Origin of the sequence: Tenacibaculum skagerrakense, assembly GCF_004345825.1 — a bacterium.
In the GTDB taxonomy this organism is placed as follows: domain Bacteria; phylum Bacteroidota; class Bacteroidia; order Flavobacteriales; family Flavobacteriaceae; genus Polaribacter; species Polaribacter skagerrakensis.
The window spans coordinates 144,085-163,458 of sequence record NZ_SLXM01000002.1; the positions used below are offsets into that span (position 1 = coordinate 144,085).

Below are 19,374 nucleotides of genomic sequence, written 5' to 3' on the forward strand. Positions count from 1 at the left end.
TTAATCAAATGTAAGCAATTAATTTCAGCTAAAACTTCTCAAAAACACCTAAACCAAAAAGAGCAAAATCGTATTTTACAGGATCTTTTTTATCAAACTCTCTTAAGGTTTTATCTAGCTCTTGAATAGCTTTCCAATCGTTTTGTTTTCTTTTAAGAATACCGAGTTTTCTTGCAATATTTCCCGTGTGAACATCTAAAGGACAATGAAGATAAGCTGGATTATGCGATTTCCATATTCCAAAATCAACCCCTTTTTTTGCATCGCGAACCATCCAACGTAAAAACATATTAATACGTTTAGCTGCCGAACCTTTTACAGGGTCGGAAATATGTTTTTCTGTTCTTTGTAAATGTGGGATTTCGAAAAATATTTTCTTGAAATTATGAATCGCTAGTTGATAATTATCCGATGCTTTGTTTTGTAGAACAGTTTCTAAACCATCGTGATTTTGATAGATGTTTTTAAGTGATTTGACAAAGAATTTAAAATCTTCAGCATTAAAAGTACGATGCACAAAGCCTTCAAATTTAGCTAAATCATCTTCTGTATGATTCATAACAAAATCGAATGGGGAATTACCCATTAAATCCATCATTCGAGTCGCATTATTGATAATCATTTTGCGATTTCCCCAAGCTATAATTGCCGATAAAAAAGCTGCAATTTCAACATCTTCTTTTCTAGTAAATTGATGAGGAATTTGTATAGGATCGCTCTCTGTAAAATCACTATTTTCATACAAAGCGGCTTTCTCGTCCAGAAATTCTTTTAGTTCGTTTTTCTTCACTTTTTAAAATAAATCACTTCCGAAGCTAATTAAAATGAAGAAAGCATTATACGTGGCATGTAAAAGAATGCTCCAAGCTAAACCAAATTTAACTCGGATAAAACCTAGATAACCTCCTAAAATAGTTTGGGGAAGCACTAAAATTGGAGCTAATAATAACACATTAGTTGTAATAGTAAAGTTGGTAATGTGTACTAATCCAAATAAAATGGCAAACACATAAAAAGCTGGTTTAAAATAGTTTTTGTTATAAAAAAGTGTAAGTGGAGCTCTAAAAATTAATTCTTCTAAAACTGGAGCTAATATGACAGCTAAAAAGAATATAAAAATTTTAGGATATTGCTCCATTAACTCTTCCATTGCATGTTGGTTCATGTCAACTAAACCAGAAGACTCAATTAACCCAAAAACAGGCATGATAATAGCGCTGGTAATAATACTGATGATTAATAAGTGAAAAAATTTCTTAAGTCTATAATTTGTGTTAGTATTTTCATCTTTTACTAATACTGGATTTTTCAAATAGGCGATTAACTCGCTAAACGTTTCTTTCATAAAAAATATTTGAATATAGGTAGTTAATTTCCTTAAAACGTTACATAGAACTTTTAATATTTAGCTGGACCTACATTTTTGGCTGTTTTAAGAATAAACTCACGAAGATCTTGGTTTGCTTTTTGTAAGTCTTCTTTTCTAAGATACATCATATGTCCACTTCGATAACCTTTAAAATTCATACGGCTTTTTAATTTTCCGCTAGGATCTATTTTACCCATAGTATATTTTGCAGCACTATATGTTGTAGCGCCATCATAATAACCAGATTGCACTAGTAAATGTAAATAAGGGTTTTGAGCCATAGCTTTGCGAAGATTTTCTCTTGAATTATCATTTGAAAAATCCCATGGATGAACTGGACCAAACATATTGTATTTCACATCAGTTTTAAAATGAAGTATATTTTGAGTGTAATAATTTATTGCAGGAGTAAAAGAGTGTAACCATGAAACTAATTCTGGACTGTAATCAGGACTGTCACCAGTTTCTCTTCTGTCTAAACCTAAATATCTACTATCTAATCTACCAATAGTTTTTCCTTGGGTATCTCTTAGCAACTCTTTCCAGAAATAAGCTTTAGGAAGCTCAAGATTATGTTGCAAAATAACTTCTTTTTTTACACCAGAATAATACGCCATTTTCGTGGCAATTTCATTTTTTTCAGTATCCTCAATATAACCACCTTTTGCAAGAGCAGGTAATAATTTATTGATAGCAAAATCTTCAGCTTCAGGTAAAATTTCTAGTAAATCTTTCTGTTGTAATCCGCTTGAAAGTTGTTTATGATACCAAGCTGCTGCAGTGTAGTACGGAAAGTTAATAGCATAATCCTCAGAGCTATCCGTTCGTAATAATTTATAATCCGCAGGAGAAACCATAATAACTCCGTTTAAATACATCCATTGGTTACTTTGTAATTCATAAGCTAATTGCATTACACGGGTACCACCATAGCTTTCACCAATAATATATTTAGGAGCTTTCCATTTATTGTTTCGTGTAATAAACGTATTTAACCAACCAGCTAAATATTTAGCATCTGCATTTACACCAAAAAAATATTTCTTGTCAACTTTTTCATCTTTAGCAACAACAGGTCTTGAATAACCAGTATTAACAGGGTTTATAAAAACAATATCAGCAACATCTAAAATAGAATAAGGATTATCTTTAATACCATAAGGTTGAATTGGATTTCCTTCATCATCAATTTGTAATGTTTTCGGTCCCGTATATGCAATATGCATCCAAACTGAAGCGGAGCCTGGGCCTCCATTAAAAGACATAACAATTGGGCGTTCTTCTGATTTTGGAACATCAGTTCTGTAATAATATGTATAAAATAATGAAGCTTTAACAGTACCGTTTTCATCAAAAACAGGTTGTGTTCCTGTTTGCGCTTTATACGTTATTTTTTTACCATTTATGATAGCTGAATATGAAGTTACAATGGTTGTATCAGTAGGTATTCTTTTGTCTTGCGCATATATATTAATTTCAAGTAAAAGAATAGTTAGTAAGATGAACTTTTTCATGGTTATACTGATTTAGTTGAGTTTTAATAATCCAATGATGGTGATAATTAAGAGTAACATTATTAAAAATAAAAAAATGATAGTTAATGATTTTAATAATGAATCCCATTTGTTCTTAGCATCATAGAATACTCTATGAATATACCATAAAAGTCCTAAATATATAAATGGATTAAATAATATTGAAAATCTAAAAATAAGAAACGATAGCAATCCAATTATTAAAGTGACATGTCCTAGAACAAATGAGTTAATAGTAATATGTTCCGCAAAATTATGTTGCTTAAAAAAAAGTTTTGTCAATATAGAAAGTGGAACCACACTAAAAATCCAAAAGAATTTTAAATAATCTTTTATAAATCTACCTGCGCTAGAACCAATTTTGTACGACGTTTGATCTTTTATCATATTTACTTGTTCTTCACTGACTATATTATTTGCTTTTAATAAAGATTCAACTACTAAATAGACTGATATTGAAATTACAAGAAATGAAATAGGGTTAAAAATACCTTTTCTTTTGCCTCTAAGGTACTTTTCAATGGTTGCTTTAGGTTTAAGAGTTAGGTTTTTTAAGTTATACAAAAAACCTTTATCCATATTGGTAATTGTAGCAAAGGTAGTTTCTACTGTGGATGAAAAAGTAATTTTAGGCGTACCTGTTTTTTCACCACAGTTAGGGCAAAACTTTTCACTATGCTCATAATTACATGAAATACAAATCATTTCTATCTCTTTTTTAAATAAAAAATACTTAAAAGTTATAAAAGTATTGTCATTCTACAATAACTCCGTCTTTCATTTCTAGTGTTCTATCTGCCATATTTGCTAAATCTTTATTGTGGGTAACCAACACAAATGTTTGACCGAATTCATCTCTTAGCTTAAAAAATAATTCGTGTAAGTTTTTTGCTGATTTAGAATCTAAATTTCCAGAAGGTTCGTCTGCAAAGATTACAGAAGGATTATTAATTAAAGCTCTAGCAACAGCTACACGTTGTTGTTCTCCACCCGATAATTCATTAGGTTTATGATTAATTCTGTGAGATAAACCTAAAAAATCTAATAATTCTTTAGCTCTTTTTTCTGCTTCTGGTTTATTTCTTTTGGCAATAAATGCTGGAATACATACATTTTCAATTGCTGTAAATTCAGGTAATAATTGATGAAATTGAAAAATAAAACCAATATGTTGATTTCTAAAAGCTGAAATTTCTTTGTCTTTCAATCCTTTAATTACAGTGTTGTTAATGGAAAGTTCATAAGAAATATCATCTTCGGGCTTATCTAAGGTACCTAGTATTTGTAATAAAGTAGTTTTTCCAGCTCCAGATGGACCAACAATAGCTACAATTTCTCCTTTTTTAATATGTAAGTCAACACCTTTTAAAACTTCAACTTCTCCGTAGTGTTTGTGTATGTTTTTGCCAATAATCATAGTCAAGATTCAGTAGTACGAATGTAAAAAAAAGAAATCAGACAAGTGTAACTTATCTGATTTCTATTATTGTATCATTTCCCTTTAAAGGAAAAAAGTAACGAGTTTAAAACAATACGTTTTTTATATCATTGTAATCGATGAAATACACTACCCGTAATGAAAAGGTGTGAGTCATTGATTCATCAAATAAACGATCTATATTATCAGTAAAACTTATGTCGGCCGGAGCAAAAGTAGCACTCGGATTAATAGAGTTCCTGTAAAAGGCAATTAATTGACTTCCAGGAGCAAACTGCCAAAAGTAGTTAAGGTCTAAATTCCAGCTATTAAAGTTTCTGTCATAATCTCCAGTAAATGTAGTAGGTACTAATTGACCATTAGTTTTATCAAGACTTAGTAGTTGATCTTTATAAGGGACTTTACTCCAGTTGTGCCTGAATGAAAGAGATAAAGAAGAATTAGTATTAAAACTATATTTCCCTGAAACAGTATTTTCATAGGTTGTTCTATCTCTTTCTCCGAAAATAATATCATCATTATTACTATCAACGTATCCTAAGTCATTATCAGTTTGATTGAATATAAAAGAGTAATTCAAAGAAAATTGATCATTAAAACGATAGCGTGGTCCAATTCTAAAACCGTATGAATTTTTTGGAATTCCTTTAAAAAATGTATAAAACCAATTATAATCTAAAGCTAGTTTCTTTCTATAATCAGTAGAAGCCCAATGATTAATATTTAATCGCACTGGTCTTTCAAAGAAAATACCTGAAGTACTTCCTTGTCTAGGTTCAAAAAAGTCTTTTGATTTTGTTCTATAATTCACATTCCCTCCAAAGCTGAAACGATTTCTTGTATTAGCCCAAAAAGAAACACCAGTATTTGTATTTGTATAAACCCCTGATTTATGTAAAAAATTCACATTATACCACCAGTTAACACCAAAGTCATTGAAAATACCAACAGGTTTTAATTGACGATATCCTGTAAAACCATAAATAGCTTGTTCATTATTACTGAACAAAATTCCCATATCATTTGGATTGAAATCTTTATTTTCAAAATTATATCCAATTTCCCATCGCCAACTTCCTGATTGTTTTCCAATACTGGTATCAAAGCTATATCCTGGCGTAGTTTCATTTGGATCATCACTAATATGAGTTGCTCTAAAACTTCCATCAATATTGTAGTTACTAGATTTATCTTCTAAATGCCATAAAAGCCCGGTAGCATTGGCGTCTCTAAACCTACCATCTCTTGTAACATTAGTGTTAATTAAAGTAACAGAAGAGTTCTGGTTGAACTGCTTATCTAGAACCATAATATTATAATTTGCAAAAGGTTCTGTAGTTACTTTATATTGGTTTTTAGCGGTAACAATATCTGCTCCAACTTGAGTTTGTTCGGTTCGTTCAACAGTTGCTTGAGTTTCTTCGGTAATCGCATTAAAGAAACCAATTCCTAAACCATCTTTTGTTCTACCCGATATTTTTATGGCATTTAGCATTTGAACTTTTGTAGGATAATCAACTATTTCTTCATTGATTTTTTTCCCATTTACAAAATCATCGTCGTTTTGTAAGTTTCCATTCACATCAAATTGATCTGTGGGATAACCTCCAATTCTTCTTGAATAGAATAAACGTCCTTTAGAAAATAACTCAGTTCCTTCAGTAAAAAACTGGCGTTGTTCGGTAAACTGTTGTTCAAAAGGTCCAAGGTTTAATTGAACATCATCAAATCCAACCTGACTAAAATCGGGTATTAAAGTAGCATCAAGCGTAAAGTTTTCAGAAAGACCATACTTAACATCCATTCCAACACTCCAATCCGCAATTGTGTGATTTCCTTCTGTGGTGGTTATTACCGAAGCATATGGATAAAGATTTAAACGAGTAGGAGGAGAGATGTTTCTGAAATTTTCTATCAATCCATCATATTGTGTCCACCTCCCTACTGTATTATCTATGTGATTCCATGTGTATCGAGTATTGATATTTCTAGCTTCTCGATGAAAATTCATTCCCCAAGACTGTACATCGTTATTAGCAAATCGTAAAGCACGATACGGAATTTTTATTTCAACAGCCCAACCAAAATCTGTAATTTTAAAATCGCTATCCCAAACAGCACTCCAATTGTAGTCTTCATTATTTCCGTTAGAAACCTTAGAGTCTATTTGAATACCAGATGCTGTAACAATAAACATTACTGGATTTTGTCCATCATCTATAGGATTAATCAATACCATGAAGAAATCAGAATTACCAAAGTTATCTCGATTTGTAAATTCAGCAGGTATTTTAGAAGGCTCTGGATCTAGCATTTTAGCAGAAATGTATACTGCGTTATCGTCATAAACCAATTTAACTTCAGTTTTATAATCAGCTAATTCAGCAACACCGTTATCAGGTCTAAACTGTACGAAATTATTAGCAACTGGAGCATTTTTCCATGACTCATCATTTAAATCACCATCAATTTTAGGAGGTGTTGTGATTCTTGTAGCAGGTAATCTTTTTCTATTTTGATTAACTTGTCCTTGCGCGAATAATAAACTTAAAGAGGAGAATAGCAGGAATAGACGATAGTTTTTCATTGAATTTTTTAATTTGTAATCTGATAGTCTTTCATATTACAATAGTAGACATGTTTATATACCTAGAATTGTAAATTCTTGTTAATTACTTTAAAGACCTGTTAAAATTTGGAGTGTTACATTTCAAAGCAGTTTAATTTCTTAAAAAATCGTTAAAAAATAGTAATAGATGATAATTTTTTAATGTGATAAATCGGCTTTAGTTTAGATTGAATTTGTATTTTTGTTCGACTTTAAAAATTCATATCGAATGAACTTACACGAATATCAAGGTAAAGAAATATTAAGTAGTTTTGGCGTTCGCACACAACGTGGTATCGTTGCTAGCACTCCAGAAGAAGCAGTTGAAGCAGCAAAAAAGTTAACTGAAGAAACAGGAACAGGTTGGCATGTAATTAAAGCTCAAATTCACGCAGGTGGTCGTGGAAAAGGTGGTGGAGTTAAGTTAGCAAAAAACTTAGACGAGGTAAAAAGCATTTCAAATGATATAATTGGAATGATGTTAATTACTCCTCAAACTCCAGCAGAGGGTAAATTAGTTAACCAAGTTTTAGTAGCAGAAGATGTTTACTATCCAGGAGACAGTGAGCCAAATGAATTTTATATGTCTGTTTTATTGAACCGTTCTACAGGTAGAAATATGATTATGTATTCGACTGAAGGAGGTATGGACATTGAAACTGTTGCGGAAGAAACTCCACATTTAATCTTTACTGAAGAGATTGATCCAACTTTAGGTTTATTACCTTTTCAAGCTCGTAAAATTGCTTTTAACTTAGGTTTAAGTGGTAGTGCGTTAAAAGAGATGGTAAAATTCGTAACTGCATTATATACAGCTTATGTAAAGTCAGATTCGGCTTTATTTGAAATTAACCCAGTATTAAAAACATCTGATGATAAAATTTTAGCGGTAGATGCTAAAGTAACCTTAGATGACAATGCTTTATATCGTCACAAAGATTATGCAGAAATGCGTGATGAGCGTGAAGAAAATCCAATTGAGGTTGAAGCTAAAGCAGCAGGTTTAAACTATGTTGATTTAGATGGTAACGTAGGATGTATGGTAAACGGAGCTGGATTAGCAATGGGAACTATGGATTTAATTAAACAAGCTGGTGGAGATCCTGCAAACTTTTTAGATGTAGGTGGAACTGCTGATGCTAAACGTGTTGAAACTGCTTTTGGAATTATTTTAAAAGATCCTAATGTAAAAGCTATTTTAGTGAACATCTTCGGAGGTATCGTTCGTTGTGATCGTGTAGCTCAAGGTGTTGTTGATGCTTATAAAAACATGGGAGATAAAATTAATGTTCCAATCATTTGTCGTTTACAAGGAACGAATGCTAAAGAAGCAAAAGAATTAATCGATAATAGTGGAATGCAAATTATTTCAGCTACTGAATTCCAAGAAGCAGCTGATAAAGTAGGTGAGGTATTAAAAGCATAATAATCACCTATGTAAATTAATTCTTAAGTAAATATATAAACCCTACTTTTTTAAAAGTAGGGTTTTTTTATATCATCTTTTAAAAAGATAAGTGCATAGCTTTTAACTTTTATCTTCTTGAAATTCTAGGATATCACCAGGTTGACATTCTAAAGCTTGGCAAATAGCATTTAATGTGCTAAACCTTATAGCTTTTGCCTTTCCAGTTTTTAAAATTGACAAGTTTGATAATGTTAAGCCTACTTGTTCAGAAAGTTCATTTAATGACATTTTTCTCTTGGCCATCATTACATCTAAATTAACAACTATCGCCATATTTTAAATCGTTAAATCGTTTTCTGATTGAATTTCTAAACCACGTTTGTAGAATAAACTAATAATAAAAATTATTCCAGCCATAAAGAATAGTTCTTCGGCAGACCAATTGAAATTAATAAGTATATTTTGTTGTTTTAACCATTTACAAAAGGCTGTTCCTATAACTGCTATAAAACCTGATAATAAAGTAGCATAGCTAATCTTATGTATTAAATTAGCAATTGACTCATTGAAAGGTGTATTTTCGTTGAATTTGTAAAATAGTTTGATAACTAAATAAAAAATCAAAGCTTTCATAATAATTGCTATTAATAATAAAACTACTAAAGTTATATAGTAATTAGAGCTGAAATTGTACAAATTTGATAGATCAAGACCTAAATATATATTTTTGGTAGCCTCTTGATTTATGAAAATACTTACAATAAATGAAATAAGAATTGCACCGGTTTTGATACATAATCCAATAAAAATTATCCAAGAAAGAACTTTCATTAATTTTAAAATTTGACTTGTTTTCATGTTTTAGTTATTAAGTTATATATCAAATATCAATATAAATTTATTGAAAAACAATAAAAAATTAATTTTTTTCAATTAATATTATTTTTAACCAACTCTCGTATAGCTTTTATAGAACAACTGGATATTATCTAATAGTTGAGTGTGTTTCCTGTTTTATTGTAGTTATTAAATATTTTTTAGGGCTATAACATTTTATAAACCTAATATTAACCATTGTTTTTATTTTTAGTAAGTATCTCATAACATCACTAAAATTGATTTGAAATACATTTGTAACGGTTTGCAAACCAATATAATAATCAAAAAAACTAAAATTATTTAACCCTCGAAAAACAAACACTATGAAATCAATCAAATTAGTATTAGTAATTGTATCAGTTATGCTAAGCACTATTGCTTTAGCAAACACAAACCCAACTGAAGACAAAGTAAAAATGACTGTTATTTCTAAAGAAATAGCAAAGTTATTAGAGAACCCAAGTTTTGCTCTAGAGAGAAACGCTTCTGTGACTGTTAAGTTTACAGTGAACAAGAAAAATGAGATTGTTGTTTTATCTGTAGAATCAGAAAATAATGAAGATACTATAGCGGAATACATTAAAACGAGATTAAATTACAAGAGATTAACTAATAACATCAAATCAGAGGTATATACTTTACCTATTAAAATGGTTTCTCTATAATTTTAAATCTCTTTTTAAAAAATTTAAACTCACTTTTTAGTGAGTTTTTTTGTTGAAATATATTTATCAATTACCTGAATTGACGTTTTTATCTTGAATTTTAAACTTCAATTGGTAGTGTTTATTGAAGAATAATCATCAAAACACTAATTCTAAAACGTTTTCGATAATTTAATGTGTTAAATAAATGTTTCAAAAATGTAAATTTAATGTAAATTATCATTTTTGTTTTTTCTAAGAAAATAAGTTGTTTTGTTAAAAAAGAGCATCAAACTTTAGTTTATTGGAAATTTTACTTCTTTTTTTTTAATGGATTAATAATTGTTGATTTTTCATCTTTTTTTTTAATCAAATTTTGAAGTTTACTATTGCGTTTTCGTTAGTAATGACGGGGTTTTTTATTAATTTTTAGATAACGTACAAGTTCCAAATCACTTGTAATTTTACATCGTCTTGCAAGACTATTAGGATCATTATAAACGAAAGTTGTTTAAAATAAATAGTAACATATAAACAATAAAAAACGATCACTATGAAATCAATTAAAATTTTATTAGTAGCTGCATTTATCGTGTTTAGTAACACGGTTTCAGCAAATGAGAAGACCCCAGGAGATGATAAGGTAAAAGTTTCTGTAATATCAAAGCAGATTCAAAGATTATTAGAAAATCCAAGCTTTCCAGTAGAGCAGAACTTTATGGTTAAGATTAAGCTAACTGTGAATAATGAAAATGAAATAGTAGTATTATCTGTTGATACAAAAGGAGATAAAGAAACAATCGGAGCCTTTGTAAAATCAAGATTAAACTATAAAAAATTAGCCAATAAAATGGAAAAGAAGGTATATATAGTGCCTGTTAAAATGATTTCTTTATAAAAAGGATTAGAAAGTGTAAAACGAAAAACACACCCAATTTGGGTGTGTTTTTTATTTTTTAATAATCTACAATTGTTTTTTAAGTACATCTATTTCGTCTCTAAATTGAGCAGCAGCCATAAAATCAAGACTTTTTGCGGCTTCTTCCATTTGCTTACGCTTATCTCTGATACGTTTTTCAATTTCTGATTTAGGTAAGAATTCTAAATCTTGCTCAGCAGCTTTTTGTATTGCATTGTCATAGTGATAAGATGCAATATTGTTTTTCGCTAACGTATTGTCAATTTTTTTATTGATTTGCTTCGGAGTAATATTAAATTGAGTATTGTAGTTGATTTGTTTTTCTCTCCTTCTAGAAGTTTCATCAATAGTTAATTGCATGCTATTGGTAATTTTATCAGCATACATAATAGCTTTTCCATTCAAGTTTCTAGCTGCTCTACCTACAGTTTGAGTTAATGATCTATGTGAACGAAGAAAGCCTTCTTTATCAGCATCTAAAATAGCAACCAAAGAAACTTCTGGTAAATCTAAACCTTCTCTCAATAAATTTACTCCGATAAGCACGTCAAATAAACCTTTTCGTAAATCTTGCATGATTTCCACGCGTTCAAGTGTGTCAACATCAGAGTGAATATACCTACAACGAACTTGAATTCTTGTCAAATATTTTGCTAATTCTTCAGCCATTCTTTTTGTCAAGGTAGTAACTAAAGTACGTTCATCTTTTTCAACACGAATTTGAATTTCTTCAATTAAATCATCAATCTGATTTAAACTTGGACGAACTTCAATTTCTGGATCTAATAATCCAGTCGGACGAATAACTTGTTCAACAAAAATACCTTCTGTTTTTTGCAGTTCATAATCTGCAGGAGTTGCAGAAACGTAAATTACTTGATTTTGTAAGGCTTCAAATTCTTCAAATTTTAAAGGTCTGTTATCCATAGCAGCAGGAAGTCGAAAACCGTACTCTACTAAGTTTTCCTTTCTACTTCTATCTCCTCCATACATGGCATGAACTTGCGGAACGGTAACGTGACTTTCATCAATGACCATCAAATAATCATCAGGAAAATAATCTAATAAGCAGAATGGACGCGTTCCAGCTTCTCGACCGTCTAAATAACGAGAGTAATTTTCAATTCCTGAACAATAGCCTAATTCACGAATCATTTCTAGGTCAAATTCTGTGCGCTCTTTTAGTCTTTTAGACTCTAAATGTTTTCCAATTTCAGAAAAGTAATCGCATTGTTTTACTAAATCGTCTTGGATTTGATGAATTGCATTTTGAAGAATATCAGGAGAAGTAACAAATAGGTTTGCTGGATAAATATTTAGTTGATCAAATTCTTCAATAATTTGATTGCTTTCTAAATCAAAAGATTCAATTTCTTCTATTTCGTCACCAAAAAAGTGAACTTTATAACCGTTTTCACCATAAGAAGGATAAATGGTCACAACATCTCCTTTTACTTTAAAAGTTCCACTTTTAATCTCAACTTCAGTTCTGGAATATAAACTAGTTACTAGTTGATGTAGGAATTTAGTTCTAGAAATTTGTTGTCCAGTTTCAATTTGAATTACATTCTTTTTAAACTCGATTGGATTTCCAATACCATATAAACAAGAAACTGAAGCAACTACTAAAACATCTCTTCTTCCTGATAATAGAGAAGAGGAAGTGCTAATTCTTAAGCGTTCAATTTCATCATTGATAGATAAATCTTTTTCAATATAAGTTCCGGTAACAGGAATGTAAGCTTCAGGTTGATAGTAATCATAATACGAAACAAAATACTCTACCGCATTGTTTGGAAAAAATTGTTTGAACTCTGAATACAACTGAGCCGCTAACGTTTTATTATGAGCCAATACTAAAGTTGGTCTATTAACTTCTGCTACTACATTTGCAACACTAAATGTTTTACCTGAGCCTGTAACACCTAATAGTGTTTGGTACTTTTCACCGTTTACAATTCCATCGGAAAGTTGTTGAATTGCTTGAGGTTGATCACCGGTAGGTTGAAAATCTGAAACTAATTGAAAATCCATTATACAAAAATAAGGATACTTATTTACTTTCTAAGTAGAGAGAAATGTCCTTTTCTGTTAATTTTATTTCCGTTTCTATCAGTTAATTCGATATTGAACCAGTAGTCGTTTGAAGGTAATACTTTTCCATTGTATAACCCATCCCAACCTTGTCCGTCAATAGCGATTTCAGTAATAGGATTTCCGTATCTGTCAAAAATATGAATGCTACTTTGAGGATAAAAAGTTGTGCTAGCACCTTTCACTACCCAAATATCATTTACACCATCATTATTAGGCGTGAAATATTTCGGGAATTCAAGTACCGATACTTCTAGTTCAGCCACACCACAACCATTTTTGTCTCTTACCAAAATGGTATACACACCACCATTTAAGCTCTCAAACATTGGAGTATCTTGAAAATCTCTGATAATATTATTGCTTTCATCTTGCAAAGCAAATTCATAATCACCAATACCTAGGTTGTTGTTGCTGTTATCAATTGTGATGGAGTTATTAGTAGAATCATCAATAATAGTAACATCATCTTCGGTTAAAGTTGCTATGATAGATTCGCTTACAATGATTCTTCTAGTTCTTGTACAATTTGTGGTTGTATTAATTGCTGTTACTTCATAGGTTCCGCCTTGTGTAATGTCAAGGGTTTCACTTGTTGAAGAAGTGTCGATAACACCATTACGTCTCCATTCATAAGTATAAGTTCCATCAGGCATTTCAGCTTCAATAAAAGAAGGACTGTTTAAACACACTATTTGAGGTGTAGTTATCTCGAATTCAGGAAGTGGTAAAACTCTAATGAAAAACTCACCTAAACCAGTACAATCGTTATTGATTCTATTAATAATTTTCACAAAAATAGATTGCTGAGTAGATGCAGGAATATTGGTATTTCTATAATTAGCAGGATCAGGAATTTGATTGATTACCGCATCTCTGTCAGCTTCAGTTTCAAAGAATAACACATCTAAATCGTTTCTAATAGTAGGGTCGAATAATGATTTAATATCATCAATAGCAGGACTGATATCGAAATTAGCAATTCCGTCTCTATCATCGTTGTTGATAGTATCATTTCCATCAGCATCTAAGAAATCATCACAGGTAGTAAATTCTTCATTATAAGCCACATCACCAGCAAAAGAAATGGTGATGTCCAATCTAGAAATTCTAAAACATCCTTGGTTAGAAATCGTTCTTACCCAAACAGAATCACCATCAGAAGCAGAGTGAGAAACAGGATCAGCAATTTGTGCAGTATCCGCAATGGCATCAGCTTGTGTAGGATAGTATTGGAAAGTTTCGTTAGTATGGTTATTAGAAATAGATATTTCAGCTTGTGTTAAGTTGATATTGGTTGTGAGATCACTATCTGTATCACATTGATTAATCTGTGCCGGGTTGTTAGCAATCACAGGTAGCGGATTAACTACAAGTCTGAAAGGCATAAAAGCAGTGGCAGGATCAGAAGCAGTAAAACAATTGGTGTTAGCTACATTTTCAATTCTTACATAAATAGTTTGCTCGTTAATTGTAGCATTTCTGTAAGGATTGTTTTTGTCAATTGCATTAGTAGCATTGTCTGTTTGTGCACCCGACAAAGTTGTATGATAAGAAACATTAAATAGAGTAGGATCCAATCCGCCTAAAACTTCACTATCTTTGGTTGATAATAGAAAGTCATTATAAAAACCATCGGTATCGCCTCCATTAGCAACATCATCACAGACTTCGTAATCTGTAGGTTGGCTAGGACTTGGGAGTGCGGTAATTGATAACGTAAACTGAGTTATAGCATAACAAGCATTTGGAGCATCTTTGTTTTGAACTCTTACAAAAATATCTTGATTATTAGGAAAAGGCGTAGCATTCGTATAAGGATTATTCAATGCACTTGGAACACTATTATTATCAGCATCTGATTGGTTTAAAAAGTAATAAACTTCAAACTGATTTGGGTCTAAGCTACCTAGAACAATCGGGTTAATATCATTTTGAAAGTCAAACGAATGAAATCCGTCTCCATCTGTATCACAAAAGTTAATATCACTAACGGGAGAAGCACTAGCAGGTTCAAAAATTCCAATATTGAAAGAGCCTTCTAAATTGGTTGCATTGTTACAATCATCAATCAAGGTAATTACTAAAGAGTACGTTCCGCTATTACTGGTGTTTAAGTTATTTAGCGTAAGAGTAGGCTGGGTAGAAACTACAGAACTTGAAATGCCATCGTCAAAAGTCCATTCGTATTGAATATTGGTTCCTGTAATAGCTTCTGAAGAAATCTCTACTGATTCACCAATACAATATTGAATGTTTTGATTATTTAAAATTTCATTGGTAGCAACATCTCTTATTTCAACAGGTAGTAATAATGAAGAAATAAAAGGAGGCAATCCTTGTGCAGTTCGTCTACCATTTAAGAAAATAGCATCGTTAATATAGTTTACATTGTTAGCATCATCATTCGGATTATCAATTACATCTAAAAAATTACTATTTGGTACAGAAGCATAAATTTTACCATCTGGTCCTAGTTGTAATCCGCCTCTAAATCCTTGTTTTGAATTTATCAAACTTCTAGTAGAAGGAATATTGGTATTCGTTAAATCAAATTGATATACTGAATTAGTTCCATTGTAAGTAGAAACATACAATTTATTAGATTGTTGAGAGAAAGCTACACCATAAGGAGATTCGTTTTCGTTTTCCCCAATTAATGTTATAGGATTAGGAGAAACTATACCGGTTTGATTATCAAAATTAAATAATTGTGCGCTACCAATAATATTTTGTTGACCAGCTCTATAGTCAGCAAAAGCAATATATTGTCCGTTTGGTGAAACTTGTAAATATCCTCTCTTATCTGTGGTTGAAAAGTTTACCGGACTAACTACAACACCTGCAACATCAACTCCATTAACATCTACTTTAAAAGAATAAAAATCACCTTGAGCAAAAGAAATAACCCAAAAAGTATCACATTCATTTCCTTTAACGGCAGTTACCTTTTCAGACCAAATTGTACTGATATCTAAAGTGCTGAAAGGATCTACAGCTAAATTTACCGGTCCATCTACAATTTCACCCAACCCACCATTTCTAGACATATCTATAGTATAGAAATTAAATCCAGGGTTACTAGTAATTCCATTTGGAACAAAATTGGTACCAACTGTAAAGAGATAATAAATTGTGTCAGACCCGGGTCTAGGTATAATCATACCTGATTGCGTACTTGATGGATTTCCTCCTAAATTGTCGGCAGGTGAACCATCTGTAAATGTCATTAAAACATGGTTTTTATTAAAAATTCTTATTCCGTCTGAATAAAATAAGAGGTTTCCATCTTTATCAGAAAACGAAGAACAACCTTCATCGGTATTAAGTTGTCCATCGGTCAGTGGAGTAGGAGGAGTTGTAGAAAAATCAAGTCCAGCATTTTGACCAAAGTACCAAATATTTGCTTGTTTTTGAGCAAAAATTGTGACAGTAAAAAAATAGACAGTTATTAGAATTAGTTTCTTCATTTTAATCAAAAATTAAAATGCTAAATTAACTATTCTATTTCTAAATGAGTAGTTTACTTTCTAAGTAGAGAGAAATGCCCTTTTCTAGTAATTTTATTTCCGTTTCTATCAGTTAATTCGATATTGAACCAGTAGTCGTTTGAAGGTAATACTTTTCCATTGTATAACCCATCCCAACCTTGTCCGTCAATAGCGATTTCAGTAATAGGATTTCCGTATCTGTCAAAAATATGAATGCTACTTTGAGGATAAAAAGTTGTGCTAGCACCTTTTACTACCCAAACATCATTTACACCGTCATTATTAGGTGTGAAATATTTCGGGAATTCAAGTACCGAGACTTCCAGTTCAGCCACTCCACAACCATTTTTGTCTCTTACCAAAATGGTATACACACCACCATTTAAGTTCTCAAACATAGGAGTATCTTGAAAATCTCTGATAATATTATTGCTTTCATCTTGCAAAGCAAATTCATAATCACCTATACCTAGGTTATTGTTGTTATTGCCAATGGTGATTGAGTTGTTAGTAGAATCATCAATAATAGTAACATCATCTTCGGTTAAAGTTGCTATGATAGATTCGCTTACAATGATTCTTCTAGTTCTTGTACAATTTGTGGTTGTATTAATTGCTGTTACTTCATAAGTTCCGCCTTGTGTAATGTCTAAAGTTTCACTTGTTGAAGAAGTGTCGATAACACCATTACGCCTCCATTCATAAGTATAAGTTCCATCAGGCATTTCAGCTTCAATAAAAGAAGGACTGTTTAAACACACTATTTGAGGCGTAGTTATCTCGAATTCAGGAAGTGGTAATACTCTAATGAAAAACTCACCTAAACCAGTACAATCGTTATTGATTCTATTAATAATTTTCACAAAAATAGATTGCTGAGTAGATGCAGGAATATTGGTGTTTCTATAATTAGCAGGATCAGGAATTTGGTTAATAACCGCATCTCTGTCAGCTTCAGTTTCAAAGAATAACACATCTAAATCGTTTCTAATAGTAGGGTCGAATAATGATTTAATATCATCAATAGCAGGACTGATATCGAAATTAGCAATTCCGTCTCTATCATCGTTGTTGATAGTATCATTTCCATCAGCATCTAAGAAATCATCACAGGTAGTAAATTCTTCATTATAAGCCACATCACCAGCAAAAGAAATGGTGATGTCCAATCTAGAAATTCTAAAACATCCTTGGTTAGAAATCGTTCTTACCCAAACAGAATCACCATCAGAAGCAGAGTGAGAAACAGGATCAGCAATTTGTGCAGTATCCGCAATGGCATCAGCTTGTGTAGGATAGTATTGGAAAGTTTCGTTAGTATGATTATTAGAAATAGATATTTCTGCTTGTGTTAAGTTTATATTGGTTGTAAGATCACTATCTGTATCACATTGATTAATCTGTGCTGGATTGTTAGCAATTACAGGAAGTGGATGAATGACTAATCGAAATGGTATAAAAGCGGTAGCAGGATCGGAAGCAACGAAACAATTGGTGTTAGCTACATTTTCAATTCTTACATAAATAGTTTGCTCATTAATTGTAGCATTTCTATAAGGGTTGTTTTTGTCAATTGCATCAGTACTATTATCCGTTTGAGCTCCTGATAAGGTTGTGTGATATGATACATTGAATAGCGTAGGGTCTAGTCCTCCTAAAACTTCACTATCTTTGGTTGATAATATAAAGTCATTATAAAAACCATCGGTATCGCCTCCATTAGGAACATCGTCACATACAATAATATCGGTTGGTTGACTAGGAGCTGGTAAAGCTGAAACGCTTAGGTTAAATTGAGTTGTATCATAACAAGCTTCTGGAGCAAGAGTATTGTGTATTCTTACATATATTGTTTGATTGCTATTAGGTGTAGGGTTTGTATAAGGACTAGTTATTGCATTGGGAACATTATTGTTATCTGCATCAGCTTGACTTAAAAAGTAGTTTATTTCAAATAAATTAGGATCCTGAGAACCTAAAATTTGTGGAGTAACATCATTTTCAAGATCAAAAGTGTTAAACCCATCCATATCTGCATCACAAAAATTTATATCAGTAGGAGTGTTTGCAATAGGAATAGGGTAGTAAGTAATAGTTACATCATCCGAAGTTGTATTACCAGTATCGTCTGTAATTATCACTCGATAAATACCAGATTGATCATTATTAATGGTAAGTATAGCATTTGTTTCTCCTGAAATTGTAGTGAAACCAGAGCCTGTATCAATTTGCCACTCATAAGAAGTAGCAGTTCCGGTTACTGGTGTTCCATCTAGTGTTATAGGAGTTCCGTTACAAACGGATTGGTCTGGGCCAAGTTCACCAACAATAATAGAACAGTCGGTTGCTCCTGCACCAGACGTTCCAAAATTAGTTTGCTCTAATTTTATTTGCCCCGGAATATTCTCAAAATTGGTAATTAATAAAATATAAAACTCACCAGCTTGAGCATTGTTAATTGTAAAAGTTTCAATAGAAGTCCCATCGTAACTACAATCAACGATATTAGTATTATCGTCGTTATTGATGTAGTAGTCCGGTAAAGCTGTATTATTTGGACAAGTAATTGAATTTCCAGCATTGTCTAAACAATTGTTTGCTAAGTTCGTACAATTTGAATCTGGCGAAGAAAATGGTCCCCAAGCAACAAAATCCACATCAATAGGAGAGCCGGACGGATTTCCGCTAGTATCAAAATTTGAAGATTGGATAATTCTAAAGTTTAAATCACCACTACTTTGCACTCTAATAAAAAACCAAGCTGGATTAGGAGTAGTTATCAAACAACCAATTTGTCCAGAACCAGGAATATTAGTTACATTATTAAATATTTTAACTCCAGCATTATCTGAACACATTGGTTCTGCCATATCACAAGTAGTAGCACCATCTTGAGCGTTTATATAAACACTTAATAAGCAGAAAAAAGTCAGAATAATCCTTTTCATAGTCTTGAGTTATATTACTGCTAAATTAAAAAAAATACTTT

14 protein-coding genes are annotated in these 19,374 nt (G+C 31.5%); 3 read left to right on the top strand and 11 right to left on the bottom strand.

The window, feature by feature from the left end:
- Window positions 1–28 precede the first annotated feature (28 nt).
- From EV195_RS04980 to EV195_RS05005, 6 genes are all read right to left on the bottom strand, one after another.
- Window positions 29–790: a TIGR02757 family protein gene (locus tag EV195_RS04980; RefSeq protein WP_132793572.1), complete on the bottom strand. Its 762-nt coding sequence runs from the start codon at window positions 788–790 to the stop codon at window positions 29–31.
- A gap of 3 nt (window positions 791–793) precedes the next feature.
- On the bottom strand, window positions 794–1,345 hold the full coding sequence (locus EV195_RS04985; protein ID WP_132793574.1) for a CPBP family intramembrane glutamic endopeptidase: 552 nt from the start codon (window positions 1,343–1,345) through the stop codon (window positions 794–796).
- Window positions 1,346–1,398: 53 nt separating this feature from the next.
- Entirely contained in the window at window positions 1,399–2,883 is a 1,485-nt protein-coding gene (locus tag EV195_RS04990; RefSeq protein WP_132793575.1) for a S10 family peptidase, read from the bottom strand.
- Window positions 2,884–2,895: 12 nt separating this feature from the next.
- Window positions 2,896–3,609, bottom strand: a complete 714-nt coding sequence (locus EV195_RS04995) for a DUF3667 domain-containing protein (RefSeq protein ID WP_132793577.1) — start codon at window positions 3,607–3,609, stop codon at window positions 2,896–2,898.
- Window positions 3,610–3,658: 49 nt separating this feature from the next.
- Window positions 3,659–4,321 carry an ABC transporter ATP-binding protein gene (locus EV195_RS05000; protein WP_132793579.1) on the bottom strand — a complete coding sequence of 221 codons (663 nt, stop codon included), beginning with the start codon at window positions 4,319–4,321 and terminating at the stop codon, window positions 3,659–3,661.
- A gap of 106 nt (window positions 4,322–4,427) precedes the next feature.
- Complete coding sequence (locus EV195_RS05005) at window positions 4,428–6,929, bottom strand: DUF5916 domain-containing protein (protein ID WP_132793581.1); 2,502 nt, start codon at window positions 6,927–6,929, stop codon at window positions 4,428–4,430.
- 250 nt (window positions 6,930–7,179) lie between these two features.
- Between EV195_RS05005 and sucC the strand changes: the two genes are divergently transcribed.
- On the top strand, window positions 7,180–8,376 hold the full coding sequence (sucC, locus tag EV195_RS05010) for an ADP-forming succinate--CoA ligase subunit beta (RefSeq protein ID WP_132793583.1): 1,197 nt from the start codon (window positions 7,180–7,182) through the stop codon (window positions 8,374–8,376).
- A gap of 102 nt (window positions 8,377–8,478) precedes the next feature.
- Here sucC and EV195_RS05015 read toward each other — a convergent pair whose 3' ends face one another.
- Both EV195_RS05015 and EV195_RS05020 read right to left on the bottom strand, forming a co-directional pair.
- Window positions 8,479–8,691, bottom strand: coding sequence for a helix-turn-helix domain-containing protein (locus EV195_RS05015; protein WP_132793585.1), 213 nt, complete (start codon window positions 8,689–8,691; stop codon window positions 8,479–8,481).
- A 3-nt stretch (window positions 8,692–8,694) separates the two neighbouring features.
- Complete coding sequence (locus EV195_RS05020; RefSeq protein WP_132793587.1) at window positions 8,695–9,216, bottom strand: DUF2975 domain-containing protein; 522 nt, start codon at window positions 9,214–9,216, stop codon at window positions 8,695–8,697.
- A 344-nt stretch (window positions 9,217–9,560) separates the two neighbouring features.
- Here EV195_RS05020 and EV195_RS05025 point away from each other — a divergent pair, with 344 nt between their 5' ends.
- Both EV195_RS05025 and EV195_RS05030 read left to right on the top strand, forming a co-directional pair.
- Window positions 9,561–9,902 (top strand): hypothetical protein, encoded by a 342-nt coding sequence (locus tag EV195_RS05025; RefSeq protein ID WP_132793589.1) that lies wholly within the window; start codon window positions 9,561–9,563, stop codon window positions 9,900–9,902.
- A gap of 532 nt (window positions 9,903–10,434) precedes the next feature.
- Window positions 10,435–10,779 carry a hypothetical protein gene (locus EV195_RS05030; protein WP_132793591.1) on the top strand — a complete coding sequence of 115 codons (345 nt, stop codon included), beginning with the start codon at window positions 10,435–10,437 and terminating at the stop codon, window positions 10,777–10,779.
- Between the two features lie 66 nt (window positions 10,780–10,845).
- Here EV195_RS05030 and uvrB read toward each other — a convergent pair whose 3' ends face one another.
- From uvrB to EV195_RS05045, 3 genes are read right to left on the bottom strand one after another with little or no spacing between them, the layout of a single operon-like run.
- Entirely contained in the window at window positions 10,846–12,834 is a 1,989-nt protein-coding gene (uvrB, locus tag EV195_RS05035) for an excinuclease ABC subunit UvrB (RefSeq protein WP_132793593.1), read from the bottom strand.
- Between the two features lie 23 nt (window positions 12,835–12,857).
- Window positions 12,858–16,364, bottom strand: coding sequence for a T9SS type B sorting domain-containing protein (locus EV195_RS05040; protein ID WP_132793595.1), 3,507 nt, complete (start codon window positions 16,362–16,364; stop codon window positions 12,858–12,860).
- A 53-nt stretch (window positions 16,365–16,417) separates the two neighbouring features.
- Window positions 16,418–19,333 (bottom strand): T9SS type B sorting domain-containing protein, encoded by a 2,916-nt coding sequence (locus EV195_RS05045; RefSeq protein ID WP_132793597.1) that lies wholly within the window; start codon window positions 19,331–19,333, stop codon window positions 16,418–16,420.
- Window positions 19,334–19,374: the final 41 nt, after the last annotated feature.